Source organism: Staphylococcus sp. HMSC059F04, assembly GCF_001812565.1.
Lineage (GTDB): Bacteria > Bacillota > Bacilli > Staphylococcales > Staphylococcaceae > Staphylococcus > Staphylococcus lugdunensis.
This window is the reverse complement of record NZ_KV809468.1, coordinates 215,723-231,393: the sequence shown is the minus strand read 5'-3', so window position 1 is coordinate 231,393 and position 15,671 is coordinate 215,723. Positions and strand designations below refer to the sequence as shown.

Annotated in this window: 23 protein-coding genes, 1 pseudogene and 1 riboswitch; of the genes and pseudogenes, 14 read left to right on the top strand and 10 right to left on the bottom strand. The window is 33.2% G+C overall.

What is annotated here, in order from left to right; genetic code table 11:
- Positions 1 to 414 precede the first annotated feature (414 nt).
- Positions 415 to 835 (top strand): annotated as a pseudogene (gene fosB / locus HMPREF2864_RS06035) (FosB/FosD family fosfomycin resistance bacillithiol transferase).
- A 97-nt stretch (positions 836 to 932) separates the two neighbouring features.
- On the opposite strand, the gene HMPREF2864_RS06030 reads toward fosB, so the two are convergent.
- The 4 genes from HMPREF2864_RS06030 to HMPREF2864_RS06015 form a co-directional block, all read right to left on the bottom strand.
- Positions 933 to 1,289, bottom strand: a complete 357-nt coding sequence (locus tag HMPREF2864_RS06030) for a DoxX family protein (RefSeq protein ID WP_070544949.1) — start codon at positions 1,287 to 1,289, stop codon at positions 933 to 935.
- A gap of 98 nt (positions 1,290 to 1,387) precedes the next feature.
- Positions 1,388 to 1,606 (bottom strand): hypothetical protein, encoded by a 219-nt coding sequence (locus tag HMPREF2864_RS06025; RefSeq protein WP_070544948.1) that lies wholly within the window; start codon positions 1,604 to 1,606, stop codon positions 1,388 to 1,390.
- 36 nt (positions 1,607 to 1,642) lie between these two features.
- Positions 1,643 to 1,927, bottom strand: coding sequence for a hypothetical protein (locus HMPREF2864_RS06020; RefSeq protein ID WP_062078702.1), 285 nt, complete (start codon positions 1,925 to 1,927; stop codon positions 1,643 to 1,645).
- Between the two features lie 90 nt (positions 1,928 to 2,017).
- Positions 2,018 to 2,758: a poly-gamma-glutamate hydrolase family protein gene (locus tag HMPREF2864_RS06015; RefSeq protein WP_070481761.1), complete on the bottom strand. Its 741-nt coding sequence runs from the start codon at positions 2,756 to 2,758 to the stop codon at positions 2,018 to 2,020.
- 206 nt (positions 2,759 to 2,964) lie between these two features.
- On the opposite strand from HMPREF2864_RS06015, the gene HMPREF2864_RS12305 reads away from it, so the two are divergent.
- Complete coding sequence (locus tag HMPREF2864_RS12305; RefSeq protein WP_002459669.1) at positions 2,965 to 3,198, top strand: hypothetical protein; 234 nt, start codon at positions 2,965 to 2,967, stop codon at positions 3,196 to 3,198.
- A 420-nt stretch (positions 3,199 to 3,618) separates the two neighbouring features.
- On the opposite strand, the gene lnsA is transcribed toward HMPREF2864_RS12305, so the two are convergent.
- Together lnsA and tsaT are read right to left on the bottom strand one after the other, a co-directional pair.
- Positions 3,619 to 4,182 (bottom strand): lipoprotein N-acylation protein LnsA, encoded by a 564-nt coding sequence (gene lnsA, locus HMPREF2864_RS06010; RefSeq protein WP_002479309.1) that lies wholly within the window; start codon positions 4,180 to 4,182, stop codon positions 3,619 to 3,621.
- 246 nt (positions 4,183 to 4,428) lie between these two features.
- A complete protein-coding gene (tsaT, locus tag HMPREF2864_RS06005) occupies positions 4,429 to 4,617 on the bottom strand; it encodes a type II toxin-antitoxin system toxin TsaT (protein WP_002459666.1) in 189 nt (62 codons plus the stop codon).
- Between the two features lie 447 nt (positions 4,618 to 5,064).
- Here tsaT and HMPREF2864_RS06000 point away from each other — a divergent pair, with 447 nt between their 5' ends.
- Positions 5,065 to 5,268, top strand: a complete 204-nt coding sequence (locus HMPREF2864_RS06000) for a YozE family protein (RefSeq protein ID WP_002459665.1) — start codon at positions 5,065 to 5,067, stop codon at positions 5,266 to 5,268.
- Here the strand turns inward: HMPREF2864_RS06000 and HMPREF2864_RS05995 are convergent.
- Positions 5,260 to 5,502 carry a hypothetical protein gene (locus tag HMPREF2864_RS05995; protein ID WP_002459664.1) on the bottom strand — a complete coding sequence of 81 codons (243 nt, stop codon included), beginning with the start codon at positions 5,500 to 5,502 and terminating at the stop codon, positions 5,260 to 5,262. The two genes, HMPREF2864_RS06000 and HMPREF2864_RS05995, sit on opposite strands and share 9 nt — an antisense overlap.
- 235 nt (positions 5,503 to 5,737) lie before the next feature.
- Here HMPREF2864_RS05995 and HMPREF2864_RS05990 point away from each other — a divergent pair, with 235 nt between their 5' ends.
- Positions 5,738 to 6,322: a histidine phosphatase family protein gene (locus HMPREF2864_RS05990; protein WP_002459663.1), complete on the top strand. Its 585-nt coding sequence runs from the start codon at positions 5,738 to 5,740 to the stop codon at positions 6,320 to 6,322.
- 225 nt (positions 6,323 to 6,547) lie between these two features.
- On the opposite strand, the gene HMPREF2864_RS05985 is transcribed toward HMPREF2864_RS05990, so the two are convergent.
- On the bottom strand, positions 6,548 to 7,057 hold the full coding sequence (locus HMPREF2864_RS05985; RefSeq protein WP_002479307.1) for a GNAT family N-acetyltransferase: 510 nt from the start codon (positions 7,055 to 7,057) through the stop codon (positions 6,548 to 6,550).
- Between the two features lie 307 nt (positions 7,058 to 7,364).
- Positions 7,365 to 7,787, bottom strand: a complete 423-nt coding sequence (locus tag HMPREF2864_RS05980) for an organic hydroperoxide resistance protein (protein ID WP_002459661.1) — start codon at positions 7,785 to 7,787, stop codon at positions 7,365 to 7,367.
- 142 nt (positions 7,788 to 7,929) lie between these two features.
- Here HMPREF2864_RS05980 and aroD point away from each other — a divergent pair, with 142 nt between their 5' ends.
- Entirely contained in the window at positions 7,930 to 8,661 is a 732-nt protein-coding gene (gene aroD, locus HMPREF2864_RS05975; RefSeq protein ID WP_070544947.1) for a type I 3-dehydroquinate dehydratase, read from the top strand.
- A 62-nt stretch (positions 8,662 to 8,723) separates the two neighbouring features.
- The gene (locus HMPREF2864_RS05970) at positions 8,724 to 9,263 is read left to right on the top strand and encodes a nitroreductase family protein (protein WP_002459659.1); all 540 of its coding nucleotides are present in this window, start codon (positions 8,724 to 8,726) and stop codon (positions 9,261 to 9,263) included.
- 52 nt (positions 9,264 to 9,315) lie between these two features.
- Here HMPREF2864_RS05970 and HMPREF2864_RS05965 read toward each other — a convergent pair whose 3' ends face one another.
- Positions 9,316 to 9,639 carry a thioredoxin family protein gene (locus HMPREF2864_RS05965; RefSeq protein WP_002493033.1) on the bottom strand — a complete coding sequence of 108 codons (324 nt, stop codon included), beginning with the start codon at positions 9,637 to 9,639 and terminating at the stop codon, positions 9,316 to 9,318.
- Between the two features lie 142 nt (positions 9,640 to 9,781).
- Here HMPREF2864_RS05965 and HMPREF2864_RS05960 point away from each other — a divergent pair, with 142 nt between their 5' ends.
- The 8 genes from HMPREF2864_RS05960 (at position 9,782) to HMPREF2864_RS05925 (ending at position 15,444) form a co-directional block, all read left to right on the top strand.
- Complete coding sequence (locus HMPREF2864_RS05960) at positions 9,782 to 10,138, top strand: arsenate reductase family protein (protein WP_070544946.1); 357 nt, start codon at positions 9,782 to 9,784, stop codon at positions 10,136 to 10,138.
- A gap of 124 nt (positions 10,139 to 10,262) precedes the next feature.
- The gene (gcvH, locus tag HMPREF2864_RS05955; protein WP_002459656.1) at positions 10,263 to 10,643 is read left to right on the top strand and encodes a glycine cleavage system protein GcvH; all 381 of its coding nucleotides are present in this window, start codon (positions 10,263 to 10,265) and stop codon (positions 10,641 to 10,643) included.
- A gap of 222 nt (positions 10,644 to 10,865) precedes the next feature.
- Positions 10,866 to 11,252 (top strand): toprim domain-containing protein, encoded by a 387-nt coding sequence (locus HMPREF2864_RS05950; RefSeq protein WP_002479304.1) that lies wholly within the window; start codon positions 10,866 to 10,868, stop codon positions 11,250 to 11,252.
- Positions 11,245 to 11,544: a thioredoxin family protein gene (locus tag HMPREF2864_RS05945; RefSeq protein ID WP_002459654.1), complete on the top strand. Its 300-nt coding sequence runs from the start codon at positions 11,245 to 11,247 to the stop codon at positions 11,542 to 11,544. Before HMPREF2864_RS05950 ends, HMPREF2864_RS05945 begins: the two co-directional genes overlap by 8 nt.
- A 54-nt stretch (positions 11,545 to 11,598) precedes the next feature.
- Positions 11,599 to 11,707: riboswitch (SAM riboswitch) on the top strand.
- A gap of 85 nt (positions 11,708 to 11,792) precedes the next feature.
- Positions 11,793 to 12,818, top strand: a complete 1,026-nt coding sequence (locus HMPREF2864_RS05940) for a methionine ABC transporter ATP-binding protein (protein WP_070544945.1) — start codon at positions 11,793 to 11,795, stop codon at positions 12,816 to 12,818.
- Positions 12,811 to 13,506 (top strand): methionine ABC transporter permease, encoded by a 696-nt coding sequence (locus tag HMPREF2864_RS05935; protein WP_002459652.1) that lies wholly within the window; start codon positions 12,811 to 12,813, stop codon positions 13,504 to 13,506. Before HMPREF2864_RS05940 ends, HMPREF2864_RS05935 begins: the two co-directional genes overlap by 8 nt.
- A 21-nt stretch (positions 13,507 to 13,527) precedes the next feature.
- The gene (locus tag HMPREF2864_RS05930) at positions 13,528 to 14,340 is read left to right on the top strand and encodes a MetQ/NlpA family ABC transporter substrate-binding protein (protein ID WP_070572141.1); all 813 of its coding nucleotides are present in this window, start codon (positions 13,528 to 13,530) and stop codon (positions 14,338 to 14,340) included.
- Positions 14,341 to 14,529: 189 nt separating this feature from the next.
- Positions 14,530 to 15,444 carry a metal ABC transporter solute-binding protein, Zn/Mn family gene (locus HMPREF2864_RS05925; RefSeq protein WP_070544944.1) on the top strand — a complete coding sequence of 305 codons (915 nt, stop codon included), beginning with the start codon at positions 14,530 to 14,532 and terminating at the stop codon, positions 15,442 to 15,444.
- Positions 15,445 to 15,671: the final 227 nt, after the last annotated feature.

Here is a 15,671-nt window from a genome sequence, read left to right as displayed (position 1 = left end):
CGGGACAGCATTCATTATGAATTCGTAGTCCTGCTTTACCAAGGTTGACTGGGACTGAAAAAGCTTGATATAAACGTATTTTTAATCCAGTCAACTATTGTCAATATATCGTTCATAGCCTAAAACGTTATGATGTCTCAGACGCATCACCCTTAGCGTTATATTTTAATGTTAAGGGTGAAATTTTATATAAAAGAACAAAACTAAGCTAGTTGAAAATTTTGAAATAGTGGTGACATACTTATCCCAATAAAATAGGGAATGAAAGTAATAAAATGTGTCTTTAATTAAGGAATGAGCTATACAAAGGAGAAAATCGTATGTGTTCAGAGCAAGAAACATATGACTTTATTTTATCGGTAGCTCTAAGACGCTTATAACAGATTAATATAGAAAAAATAAAGGAGAGATATAATGATACAAGCCATTAACCATATTTGTTTTTCTGTAGCTGATTTAGCGACATCTATAGACTTTTATGAACGTATTCTTCAAGGTGATTTATTAGTACAAGGACGAACTACAGCTTATTTTAATATTGGAGGATTGTGGATTGCTTTGAATGAAGAACAAAATATACCAAGAAACGAGATTCAATATTCCTATACACATATTGCCTTTTCTATTGAAAATAAAGATTTTGATGCTTGGTATGATTGGCTTGAAAAGCATGAAGTACCTATTTTAAATGGACGACTAAGACATCTTAAAGATAAAAAAATCAATTTACTTTACAGATCCAGATGGTCATAAATTAGAACTTCATACTGGCACGTTGCAAGATCGTCTAGCTTATTATAAAGATGACAAACAACATATGACTTTTTATGTATAAAGTAAGCAGAATAGTGTTATATAAAAATAGTAAAGAAGTTAAAACAAAAAGCACGCCACACAGCATATATGATGCAGTGAGGCGCAAGTTATAAATATTAATATGGTTGAAATAATTTTTTCCATTGATAGCTAACGGCTATAGCTATACTCATAACTAATAATAAAAGAGGGAGTTCTGAAGCCATATAGCCTTGCGGTAAGTGAACCGTGAACAGTGCACCAAGCATAATGACTATGAAGCCAATAGCGATGTAATTAGTTAATAGACCGACAATCATCATGATACCACCAACAAGTTCAAAGAGGCCTAATAAAATGCCGACAAATGCAGGGAAGCCCATATTAGACATCATTGTCATAGGCTCGTGAAAACCACTGATTGCTTTTTGAGCACCATGAACAGTGAATGTAATGCCTAACATGACACGAATTAGAAGAAGGCCAAATTTCAAAAAACCACCCTTTCAATAGTATATTTAGTATAATAAATATACTATAACAATAAAAATATTACGAGGCAAGTTTATGCGCCTCGCAAAACATATGATTACTATTTATCAAAGATTTTTATTTCTGTAGTTTCTGATTGTATATCAATCACCAACGTATCATCGAAAAGATATGTAGTGGGCGTTTCACCTTTTAAGTCAATTTCTGCTAATATTTGAAAACTACTATCATCAATTGGCTCTATAACTGAAAGGCTTTGTTCAAATTCTTGAACAGCGATGTTGTGTTTAGATTGAATATGAATATCCCATGCTGGCATGTTATCACCTTTTTCATTATCGTATAGTTCTATATATTAACTAAAACTTTGTTCAAATTCTACAAAAGTTTTAGTCGTTACACTTATATGATTGATGCGATCCCCTGACACATCACCATTAATATAACCATTATTAATGAGCACCTTACAATTTTCAACAAAATCATGATAATCTCTATCACAAAAATAGGCGTCTTGTGCTGATACAGAATCTTTAAAGTCGTTTGCTTTATCCTCAGGTTGACCAGCATTTGAGCGTTCCATGTAAAGTTTGTAAAACTTTGCAATGGTATATTTTTGTTCTTGCGTTAATTCATCCATAAATATGCCTCCTAAAAAACATCATATACCTATAAATACCCTCTATATAGTCAGGAAATGTTTTGAACGGCATATTGTAATAAAAATGTCTTATTTTGCTTTTTCTATCCCTTTATGAACAGCTTTCGCAAATTTATAAAAAGTATGCGTGTAATTATCACTGTTATTACGTGTTGTTTTATCTAGTTTCAAGTCTTTAAAAAAGAGTTGACGTTGTTTCGTAGTTAACTCCAATTGCACACCTGAATCAGTGCCATTTTGATTAACAAAATTATCTTCCGACATTGCTTCAATTCCTTTAGGGCTAGACTTAATAGTAAAGCCAGCTTTGCGCAGTTCAGTGCGAATCGCTTTGGCCATATATTTGTCTTTTCCACCGATGTAAATAAGTGGATCTTCACCATTAAAGCCATGAACCGATATCGTTTCTTTTGTAGCTGCTAGCATATTCATTAATTGAGGTTCATCATAATTGGTTGAAGTAATATGTAAACGTTGATTATCTGCAGGTAATAATCCTTGAAAACTATAAAAATCATACTTCCCTATATTAGCAATGCGGCGAGCAATTTCAGTCGATCCAGGTTCAATCCCACCACCATGTATGGCAGTGATTAAAATATTATCGTTTTTCACATGCTTAGTGCTAATTTTCCAGTCTTTGTTTTGTGTCGTGTGATGCTTTAAGTCATTAAAATCTTTGTAGGTATCTGAGGTTTGGTTAACGGCATTTTGACGCGTAAAATAAATCGCACTAAAAAGGGCGATAATTGTTACAATAAGGCCAATAACCAAGGCATAATAATATTTTTTATTCCAGTGTCGTTGCATAAAAACTCCTTTTAGTAAAAAATAATATAAAACTTAAACTTTAGAAAGTATAATTGAAAACAATTTAAATATAAAGCATTTGCGGCTTTAAAGCATTATAAATGCTAAAAAAATTAAATAAATTTAAAGATTAACGCATATAATACATAAAATTCATCCAAACTTTACAAAAAAAGGATAGAAAATAAGTGAAGGACGTGATGATTATGAATAAAGATCTATTACGAAAATACTTCCAAAACGAAGATTTTCACCCCATTACTATTGTCGTAGGAGCCAAAAGAATCACCCTAGAAAACGACATAAACATCGACTACCAAAACGAAGTCATCATCTACCCCATGCCCCAAACCACACGAATCATACCATTCACATCCATCACCTACATCGACCTAAAAGACACAAAAAACACCCACATCAACCTATACAAACTAGAATAGGGGCCCCAACAAAAAGGAATGCGTCAAGCATTTCAACGAACAACGCAAGTTGGGGTGGGGCCCCAACAGAGAGAAATGCGAAGCGCATTTCGTCAAGCACAGCAAGTTGGGGTGGGCCCAACAGAGACAGTTTGGCACATCATTATATTTTAGGCTATGAACGATATATATTGGCAGTAGTTGACTGGATTGAAAATACGCTTATATCAAGCTTTTTTCATCCATTTTTCGGATGTTTTATATGTAAAATGTAAATATATATTAAAAGAAAAAGAACTTAAATACAAGATATATACGGGTAATATAGGAGTGATATCTTGAACGTTAATTTAATGTATATGATTATGTAAAGCATATGAATACTGCAAACTAGCTTTAATGTATCGCCATTATATCACTAAAAATATGCCTTTATATTTTTTAATAATCATAAACGAGTTTCAAGCGATAGTCTTTGGAAAAATTGTCTACAAGTGCATAAGGGGAAATAATTTTTAAGCCTTGGTCATTAATTGCATTGTCACTAACACCATATTTATAAGCTTGATAGATAATTTTGGTACAATATGTATAATTTTCACTCTTCAAGTTTAATGTTACGAGATAGGTTTTATCGCTGTCTTTGTAATGCGCTTTTGCCCATTGTGCTGCTTTGATACCAGCGCCTGGTTTAACACTACGATAAACCTTTATCCAGTCATTTTTTCCGTCGCCAAACCGATGTTTAAATGATTCAAAAGATTCCACAATTGGTTTGTCACCAGGTCCTTCAATCTGGAGTACAGTATCATGGTCTATGGCAATACTTGAATGTCCAAAAAAGCCGAATAAAACAGGACCTTTTGTTAAAATAATATCGCCTGGCTGCAGCTTGAAATCTTTATTGTGTATACGAGTGTTTTGAGTCTCAGTAGCTGGTATTAAGCTGACAAAAAACAAAATAACACCAACAATAATAAATATATTTAATCTTCTTAAAACCAACTCAACAAACACCTTCTATCTATCTAATAGTTTACCCAATTATAGCAAACAATCGACGGGCCCCCAAGCACAGAATAACTGGCTAAAATAGTTTTTTAACAAAACAAGCTGGGGTGGTTGAAGCTGTCTTCTAAGCAAGCGAGCTTAAATATATAAAGAAGCACAAAGATGATTTATTTCAAACCATCTTTGTGCAATTATTTTGGGAATGATGTCCCAGTTTGTTTTGTTCATACAATAGAGCTTCTATAATACGCCAAATATTAAAACATATATGAGAAGTGCAATACCAAATATATAGAACACCACTGTAAAGCCAAGATATGATTCTTTTTTTGAACCAGCTTTTGTTCGAAGCAATTTAAATAGTATCAAAGATGCAGCAACGACAAAAATGATGCCTAACCATAATAAAATTGTTAAATGTGTGCTCATCTTAGCCACCTCCTATAGACAATTAACTTTATACATTATTCTATGATTAATTTTAATTCATTATAACACTTAATAGAAAGATGTATAAAAGCCAAAGCCAAACTAATGATGGAAAGAATCACTCTTGAAAATATAGTCGTTCTATCATAGCAATTGCAATGAAATATTTTATTTCACAATTTAGACACATTTATCAAAATATAATTAATTTTGTGAAAAAATATACTTTTAAAGGTGATTAATGTCGATATATGTGGATTAGTAAAGCCATTGATGATGTGAAATTATTTTCACCTTTACTAAGAACAATGATATAAGCGCACAACACTATTAAAATTGTATGAAAATAACATGCATAATCTTTAGTAATATGCTAAGATATAATAAAATAAGAAAGTAAGTTTTAATAAACCTAATAATCAAAAGAAATTAAGGGGAGGTATAACGATGACATTTTATGACTTTATCATCGATTTTAGTAATGATGATACGCCATTAGGCTATTTAGCAAACTATATTTTGAATGATTGCGAATTCCCAAAAGATGAAAAAAATAACAAAATTATTCGCGAATATGTGATATCAAAATATGCCAATCAGCAACTGATTGAAAGCACTAATAGAGCCATTAGCTTGTATAAATTAGTTTGATTGTGTGTAGTACCAATTCTGTTCATGTAAAGCTTGCCATACATCCCGTGTTTTAAAGTTAATTTCATTCCCTTTAATGGAATATGGTTGGATGATTTCATTATCAATCCAACTGCTAATGAGTTCATGTGGTACGCCGTCAAGCACCATGTCACTCTTGCTAACAATTAAACATTCCCATTCTAATGAGAGATTATTAGGATTAACATACTTGTATTCACTTTTAGTAGTCATCACAAACACTCCTTAGAAATTGTAAATCCAATGTTAAGTTATACCCGTATATATTTAAGTCAAACACAACCTAGTCATTTTTATTGTGATAGTAAGCAAGCTGCAATGATAATAAAGTGCTAAGATAATTAATGATACATGTGGAATCGTGATAAAATAGAACTATAGACCTAAACCGTTACGTTGATGTGACGGTTTTTATTACATCATATGTTGCAGGGTTAGGAGTGTTTTTATGGAAAAAATATTATATTTAATGCGACATGGACAAACATTATTTAATTTAAAAGGTAGAATCCAAGGTTCAAGCGATTCGCCATTAACTGACTTAGGTGTACAACAAGCACAAGCAGCGGGTCATTATTTCACGCAACATCAAATTAAATTTGATAGCGCAGTGTCATCTACACAAGAACGTGCATCGGATACATTAGAACATGCAATTCCTGGGCAACCATATACGCGACTTAAAGGGTTAAAAGAATGGTCATTTGGTTTATTTGAAGGGGAGAGTATTCAATTACTACGCAAAATTAAACAGCCAGGTGTACTATATGGAGATTATGTTGTACCGTTTGGTGGTGAGGCAAGACAAGCAGTACAGACGCGTATGATAGAGACATTAACACAGGTTATGGAACATGATAGCCAAGGATGTACATTAGCAGTGAGTCATGGGAGCACAATTGGGGTCTTTTTAGATTATTGGGTTGAACGCGAGCAGTTTTTCGAAGCGGGAAATTGCCATATCTTAAAATTTTCATATAAAGATGGCGCATTTAAGTTTATTGAAGTGATAAATCCTATTAATGATAATTGAAAAATTAACAATATGTTGAGGTATTATTACTAGAGAAATTAGAAAGTGGGACAGAATTTATTTTGAATTTGTATTCTCGCTTTAGCAAGATTGACTAAGATTGAAACAAGCTTGATATAAGCGTATTTTCAGTCCTTGTCAGCTACTGCTAATAAAGTAGGAGAACTTGTTGACAGTTTAAAGCTGCACTAGCAAATCGCTAGAGCAGCTTTATTTTAAACATTTTTAATCATTCTTTTGTTTTGCACGTTTAGTATGGTAAATAAGCCAATGAACATCTTGATATTCATCGTTAATTTTATAGGCATCTTCTTCATAGCCTAAAGTCTCAAAGCCTATGGAGCTATACATAATCTTATCGCTTATGTTATTAGAAATAATAGACGTCATAACTTTTTCAATTTGATGATCTTCGGCATATTGCAAGATATGACGAATCAAAGCTTTGCTGTAATCATGGTTATTTTCTTTAACAAACAGGTCTTCAAAGTTTGCTTTATGCTCTCTACCGACAAACTGAATTTGATAATATGTGGCTGCCGCTACAAGTTCATTTTGATCAAACATCCCAAAGATATAAGCATAAGTCATATCTGGAGATAATAGTAGATTTAAATTTTCTTCAGTGATATGAGTTAAATAAATTTTATCCCAATTAAAGGCATGGTCTCCGGTTTCTAATAACGCTTTATATTGTGCTAAGTCATCCAACGTCAATATTCTAATATCACTCATAGCGCCCTCCATTAATAAAAAATAAAGTCTTGTATTAAGATGATAATAAAATAAATAAACTAACAATGCAATATGCTAAGGTTTGAAATTTATATATTTATTTCATTCTTTTTTAAAAAAGGTATTATTACAATGGTATTTTGTAAAAAATGTGGTGTATTTGTATGGGGTTAAAATCTAAGGAAAACGCATGAGAGCGTAGAGATTTGAAGAAATGAAAAGACGGAATCGCAGTCATTGCTGACTGATCAATTCCGTCATAAAAAAGACATAAAATTTATTTTTAGATGATATGATTTAACTATCATTAGTCGACGACTTCGACACTTAAATCAACATCGATATTACCTCGTGTTGCTTTTGAATAAGGGCAAAATTCGTGAGCATCTTGTAAATATTTTTCCGCATCTTCTTGAGATAATACATTTTTAACTTTTGCATGGATGTCTACAGATAATTTCGGACTTTCTGACTCTGAATCATCCTCTAAGCGCACCGTTAATGTAACTTCTGGTTGTGCATCTCTTACTTTATTTTGTTTTAAAATTAAATCAAATGCACCATTAAAGCATGAGGCGTATCCAGCAGCAAATAATTGTTCTGGATTTGTCGCATTCCCATCAGCTTGTTGAGGTGGTAATACATCTACATTTATCGCTTTATCGTCTGTTTGAACGTGTCCTTTACGGCCACCAACGTTTGTTGCTTTTGTTTCATATTGTACTGCCATGAATAAAGACCTCCTAAAAATGTTTGTACTCATGCTATACCCACTGCAATTTGTTTCAATCATCGAACACCAACATTTGTCATAGTTAGTCGTTGTCACTTAAAATATAATTAATAAGCGAATTTAAAAGTGAGGGATCACCATGACTAAAGTAAACATAGCAGCAACGATTGCACCTAAAGGCCGTTTAGATCACACGTTATTAGCAAAGATAGAACGTGATCATCATGCCATTGATATTATAGAGCTTAGAATTGATCAATGGCAAACGGATATAGATCGTTTACTACAAGATAATTTGGAACAACTGGCAACATTGTCTTTCAAACCTCAAATCTTAGTGACGTATCGTACAGAATCACAAGGGGGTCAAGGGGTTTTAGATGAGCAAAATTATCTCGCGTTACTAAAACGATTGGCTAAAGTTCAAGGCATTGATATGGTCGATGTGGAATGGCATAATCATTTACCATTTGATATTTATTATCAATGTATATCACATTTGAAAGCACAACATAAAGCGGTTATCTTATCACATCATAATTTTCAACATACACCGGAGAGCGAAGCATTACATTTTATCTTTTATAAAATGAGTCAATTTCCAGCTGACTATTTGAAATTAGCAGTGATGCCTGAAAATCAAAGTGATGTACTAAGATTATTAGATGTATTGTCGATTACAGCGCAATCAGTTGATCAACAGGTCATTGGTATTTCGATGTCATCACTTGGTGTGATTTCCCGTACGGCTCAGGGGCTATTTGGAGGTACAATGTCTTATGGCTGTATTGACACACCTAAAGCGCCTGGTCAAATACAAGTTACGCAATTACATGACATCATCAATTTCTATCAAAAATACGATAATTGAATAATCTCATAAACTCGCATATAATTGATAATAGTTATCAACGAAAAAGGGAGAGATACGTCGTGGAATTACAAGAAGCGATTGCAAATAGAAGAAGTATTAAGAAATTTAAACATGATGTCGAAATCGACGATAAAGCATTATATCAAGCGATTGAACAAGCAGCAGATGCACCAAACCATGGCATGCGAGAACCTTGGCGCATGATTCACATTACAAAGGATAGACTAGGGGATATGAGTGAAGCAATCACGCCTTATGCATTCCCAGATAGTGTGGATAAACAGCAAGATCATTATCAAACGGTAACGCGTTTAGGCGGTATATTGGTATTGGTTGTGAAAACAGATCCACGCCAACGTCAAAATAGAGAGAATTTCTTTGCTTTGGGTGCTTATGCTCAAAACTTAATGTTATTATTACATGAAGCAGGAATTGGCACTTGTTGGAAAACACCACCTTATATTTTTGAACCTAAAGTACGTAAAATCTTTGGTATCGCTGGTGATGAAGCCATTGCAGGATTGTTATATCTTACAGACTTATCAGTTGATATGCCACATGTTCAACGTAAAAACAAAAATCTTATAGAAAAATTCTAATAAATAAAGCATGAAGTTACGACTGGTTATGTCGGAACTTCATGCTTTTGCTTTATGCTTGAAAAGTTTCAGCTAAAAAAGTTTCAACCTGTTCGGGTGATTTCGCATTTGCTGAATGTAAGTGTGCTAATTTTTCACTATTTTTAAAGATTAATAAACTAGGAATGCCCATTACATCATGATTTGCAGCAACATCTTCTAACTCATCTCGATTGACTGAATACCATTGATAGGCATTGTATTTTTCAATTATAGGGTCAATCCATAAATCCATTGCTTTACAATCTGGACACCAACCCGCTTCAAATTTTATGATGACAGGCTGATCACTTTGAATAATCTTATTAAAATTTTCAGTTGTTTGTATACTTTCCATATTGATGCGCTCCTTTAGTCAATGTCGTAATCGTATTATAACTAAATTTACTTTTTTAATAAAAAATTCAGCTTAAAAAATAGAGCGTTTTCATTTAATATCTGTTATATTAAACGTAACTACTATAGGAGGTTACAACTGAATGATAAAATTTTATCAATATTCTAATTGTACAACTTGTAAAAAGGCTGCAAAGTTTCTAAAAGATTATGGCGTTAGCTTTGAACCAATCGATATTGTGCAACATACACCAACTAAAAAAGAATTTGAACAAATCATTAAGAAAACAGGTGTGGAAGTTAATAAACTATTTAATACACACGGTGCTAAATATCGTGAATTAGGACTTAAAAATAAGTTGAAAGACTTAACGCAAGATGAAAAATTAGAGTTATTAGCTGGCGATGGTATGTTGGTAAAACGTCCACTTGCAATCTCAGGAGATAAAATCACACTTGGATTTAAAGAAGACCAATATAAAGAAACGTGGTTAGCATAATATAATACAGTTTACATATATTATTATATGTGCAGAAATTATTCAAAGTTTTATGAATAATAGTTGAATGAATGCAGACGGTATGGCATCATTAAACTGTAATTATTTTTAGGAGGGGATTTTCGTGACAGTACCGAGCGAATTAAAATATTCTAAGGAACATGAATGGGTGAAAGTTGACGGAAATGTTGTAACAATTGGTATTACTGAATACGCGCAAGGCGAATTAGGTGATATTGTATTCGTTGAACTACCAGACGTTGATGATGAAATTAACGAAGGGGATACATTTGGTAGTGTTGAATCTGTTAAAACAGTGTCAGAACTTTATGCACCTGTTTCTGGAAAAATCATTGAAACAAATGAAGAGCTCGAAGATAGTCCTGAATTTGTGAATGAATCACCATTCGAAAAGGCTTGGATGGTTAAAGTTGAATTAGATGATGAAAGCCAATTAGATGAATTATTATCTGCAGAACAATATGCTGAAATGATTGGCGAATAAAAGCGATGAACTCCTTGATATACGTATCTTGGAGTTTTTTCTATCATCAGTTATAAACAAAGGTATATGACCAGTTTATTGGTAATATAACATTTTGTTAACATGATTAATCTAAACGCAACAAAATAATAATTATTTTTACAGCATTTCAATGTTTAGAGACACGCGTTTTTGTATAGAAGTAACTGTCTTATAATATGTAACTGTAGAAGGTGGATGAACATGACACTTGTAAATAAAGTTATTATTGTAGAAGGTAAATCAGATAAGAAAAGGGTACAACAAGTGATTGCTGAGCCCGTTCACATTATTTGTACACACGGTACAATGAGTATAGATAAGATAGATGATATGATAGAATCACTTTATGGCAAACAGGTTTTTATCCTGGCAGATTCAGATGATGAAGGCGCCAATATTCGTAAATGGTTTAAACGCTATTTGAGTGAAAGTGAACATATTTATATAGATAGAACATATTGCGAAGTTGCGCGCTGCCCTAAGAAATATTTAGCCAAAGTACTGCACAAGCATGGGTTCATGGTTCGACAAGAACAACAGCTCATGCCTCATTTAAACATGGAAAGGTTCGTCTTAGCGAATGACTAAAGATATCAACATCTCTGAAATAACAGAGCATGCACAACAACCACGTCACCTTATCTTTGGTTATACACCAATGTGCGGAACGTGTAAAATATCTGAACGTATGTTAGATATTGCTAATGAAATGTTACAACTACCAGTAACCAAGCTTGATTTGAATTTCTATCCGGAATTTAGTGAACATTATCAAATTCAATCAGTCCCTGTGTTACTGCTAATGAATCAAACACAAGAGTTGAAACGAATCTATGCATTTCAATCGGTGCCTTATTTGTTAGAAAATTTAAAAAAGTAGTTGACGAAATATTACCATAATGGTAGGATTAAAATTAATTAAATAATGCGAAAACTCTTATCGAGAGAGGTGGAGGGATGTGCCCTGCGAAGCCCGGCAACCGTCTATATTAGAAATAGAAATGGTGCCAATTCACATAAAGTTAAACTTTAGAAGATGAGAGAAAGGATATATAAATGCTTTCTCAAACATCTAAAGTTTGAGGAAGCATTTTTAATTAGATACAGCTACATAAGGAGGCACTTAACGTGATTGAGTTAAAACAAGTTGTTAAACGTTATCACACAAAGAAAAAAGATGTTCTCGCAGTTGATCACGTTGATTTAAATATACCAACTGGTTCGGTTTACGGTGTGATTGGATTTTCTGGCGCCGGTAAAAGCACATTAATCAGAATGTTCAATCAACTCGAGTCCCCAACGTCAGGAGATATCATCATCGATGGTGATAACATGAGTCAGTTATCTAAGTCAGAACTGCGTTTAAAACGCCAAAAGGTAAGCATGGTTTTTCAACATTTTAATTTATTATGGTCAAGAACCGTATTAAACAATATTAAATTTCCCCTTGAAATTGCAGGCGTTCCGTCAGGACTTGCCGTCAAACGTGCGCTTGAGTTAGTTGAATTAGTGGGTTTAAAAGGTAGAGAACATGCGTTTCCTTCTGAATTATCTGGTGGACAGAAGCAAAGAGTAGGCATTGCGCGTGCACTTGCGAATGACCCTGATGTTCTACTATGCGATGAAGCGACAAGTGCCCTTGATCCGCAAACAACAGATGAAATTTTAGATTTGTTATTAAAAATTAAAAAAAGTCAGAGCTTAACGATCGTGTTAATTACACACGAAATGCACGTCATTCGACGCGTGTGTGATCAAGTTGCTGTCATGGAGAATGGCCGTGTGATTGAGCAAGGTAAAGTAAGTGATGTCTTTGAAAATCCGCAACATGAAGTGACACGTCGTTTCGTAAAAGATGATTTAAATAACGATTTTGAGGAATCATTAGATCAACTCGAGCCACTAGCACACGATGCTTATGTCGTGCGTCTAAACTTTAACGGTGATAACACGACACAACCTATCGTGTCTTATATTACCAAAACACATAACATAGACGTTAATATTCTTGAGGCAGATATTAAGAATACGCGCAATGGCACAATAGGATTTTTAGTGATTCATATACCACATATTTCAGAAGTAGACTTTGATCATTTTACTGAAGGATTACATAAAAAAGGTGTCAATGTGGAGGTGCTAAGACATGGGTAAATCATATAGCGAAATCTTCCATGAGATGGTGACAATGCCAAATGTGCAATGGCCAGAAGTTTGGACAGCGATTTACGAGACACTCTACATGACTATTATATCAACCATTTTTGCGTTTATTTTTGGCTTGATTTTAGGTGTGCTTTTATTCCTATCAGCGAAAAGTAATTCAGTAGGTGCACGTATTTTCTATAGTATTGTGTCATTTGTAGTCAATTTATTTAGAGCGATACCATTTATTATTTTAATCTTGCTACTAATTCCATTTACAAGCATTGTCTTAGGTACGATTAGTGGACCAACCGGAGCCTTGCCAGCACTTATCATTGGCGCTTCACCATTTTATGCAAGATTAGTTGAAATCGCCTTTAAAGAAATTGATAAAGGTGTCATTGAAGCTTCAGTGTCAATGGGTGCTACCACACTTACCATAGTAAGAAAGGTATTACTTCCTGAATCGATGCCAGCACTCGTTTCCGGCATTACAGTGACAGCAATTGCTTTAGTTGGCTCAACAGCTGTTGCCGGAGTTATTGGTGCAGGTGGTTTAGGTAACCTAGCTTACCTTACTGGTTTCACTCGTAACCAAAATGATGTCATTTTAGTTTCGACGGTATTTATTTTAATTATTGTATTTATAATTCAATTTATTGGGGATTGGATTACAAATAAATTAGACAAACGATAAGAAGGAAAGAGGAATGATTAGATGAAGAAGATTTTAACTTTAGTTGCAGTATTCGTATTAACGATCGCATTAGCGGCTTGTGGTAAGGGAGACAGTGAAGATAAGACTATTAAAGTCGGCGCTTCACCAGCACCACATGCTGAAATTTTAGAAAAAGCTAAACCATTATTAGAGAAAAAAGGATATGACTTAAAGATACAATCAATCAATGACTATACAACGCCAAACAAATTGTTAGATAAAGGTGAACTCGATGCCAATTACTTCCAACACACACCTTATTTAAAAACAGAAAGTAAAGAAAAAGGTTATAAAATTGAATCAGCTGGTAACGTACACTTAGAACCAATAGCTGTTTACTCTAAAAAATATAAAAGTTTAAAAGATTTACCAAATGGTGCAACAGTTTATGTTTCAAATAACCCAGCTGAACAAGGTCGATTCTTAAAATTCTTTGTGGATGCAGATTTAATTAAAATTAAAAAAGGCGTAAAAATTGAAGATGCGAAGTTCAGTGACATTGTAGAAAATAAGAAAAATATTAAATTTAATAACAAACAATCGGCAGAATTTTTACCTAAAATCTACCAAAACCAAGATGTAGATGCAGCAATTATCAATTCAAACTATGCAATTGATCAAAAATTAAGTCCTAAAAAAGACTCAATCGTTCTTGAAAAAGCAACAAACAACCCATATGCGAATTTAATTGCAGTAAGAAAAGGCCATAAAGATGATAAAAAAATTAAAGCTTTAATCGAAGTATTACAATCTAAAGAGATTAAAGACTTCATTAATAAAAAATATGACGGTGCAGTAGTACCAGCCAAATAATAGCTAAAAACCCGAGAAGGTCAATTTAATTGAGTATCTCGGGTTTTCTGCATGTATAAAGATATTTTGTGAGATTACTAATATAAGAAATTTTATATTAACATCAAAAAATTTGTTTAAGGGCTTGATTTATTTAGAAACTAGGTATATAGTTTTAAGCGTAATAATTACGATTTAGAGGAGTAGGTTATGAAGAAGTTACTAGTAGGTATATTAACCATTATTTTAACGATAACACTTACAGCATGTGGTGGTAAGAGCGAGGACAATAAGAAAGTAAGTGCGGATAATAAGTTAAATGTTTATACAACCGTCTTTGCGTTCCAAAGCTTTATTGGGCAAATTGGTGGTAAATATGTCAATGTGAAATCAATCTATCCGAAAGGCACGGATATACATAGTTATGAGCCAACGCAAAAGGAAATGACAAATATTGCTAAGAGTGATTTATTTGTTTATTCTAGCGATGATATGGATCCAGTTGCCAAAAAAATTGGCAAAGCCATCAATAAAGATGATAAGAAATTACAATTAACTAAAGATATGGCTAAAAAAGACATAATTAAAGCAGATGAAGATGAGGACACACAACATGACCCACATGTATGGTTAGATCCTGTACTCAATAAAAAATTTGCTAAAGAAATCAAAGATGAACTTATTGCCAAAGATAGTAAGCATAAACAATATTATGAAGATAACTACAAAAAATTAATCAAAGATATCGACCATATTGATCAACAAATGAAAGATATCTCAAAAAATAAAAAACGAGACAAAGTCATTATCTCACATGATTCACTTGGATACTTGGCAAAACGCTATGATTTTGAACAAGAAGGCGTAAACGGTATGAATGATGACGAACCAAGTCAAAAGAAAGTCATGGATATCGTCAAAGAAATCAAAAAATCAAAACAGCCGTATGTATTGTATGAACAAAATATTCCACACAAAACAACGGATGTCATTAAATCAGAAACAGATACGAAACCATTAAGTTTCCATAATATGGCTGTGCTAACAAAAGATGACAAAGATGCAACATATCAGTCATTGATGGCTAAAAATATTAAAACATTAAGACAAGCATTAACTGAATAATACAGATACAGTCGTAATAGTGTGCAGATAAGAATTTGTAGCTCAACAAGCATTTTAAGCATCATTCATGTCTGATTGTAAAATCAGTTTGGAACATCTTTATGTTTTAGGCTAAGAACTATATATTGACAGTAGTTTGACTGGATTGAAAATACGCTGATACCAAGCTTGTTTTCATCCTAGTCAACCTCTATGGGGCGGGACTACGAATTCATTATGAATTCTGT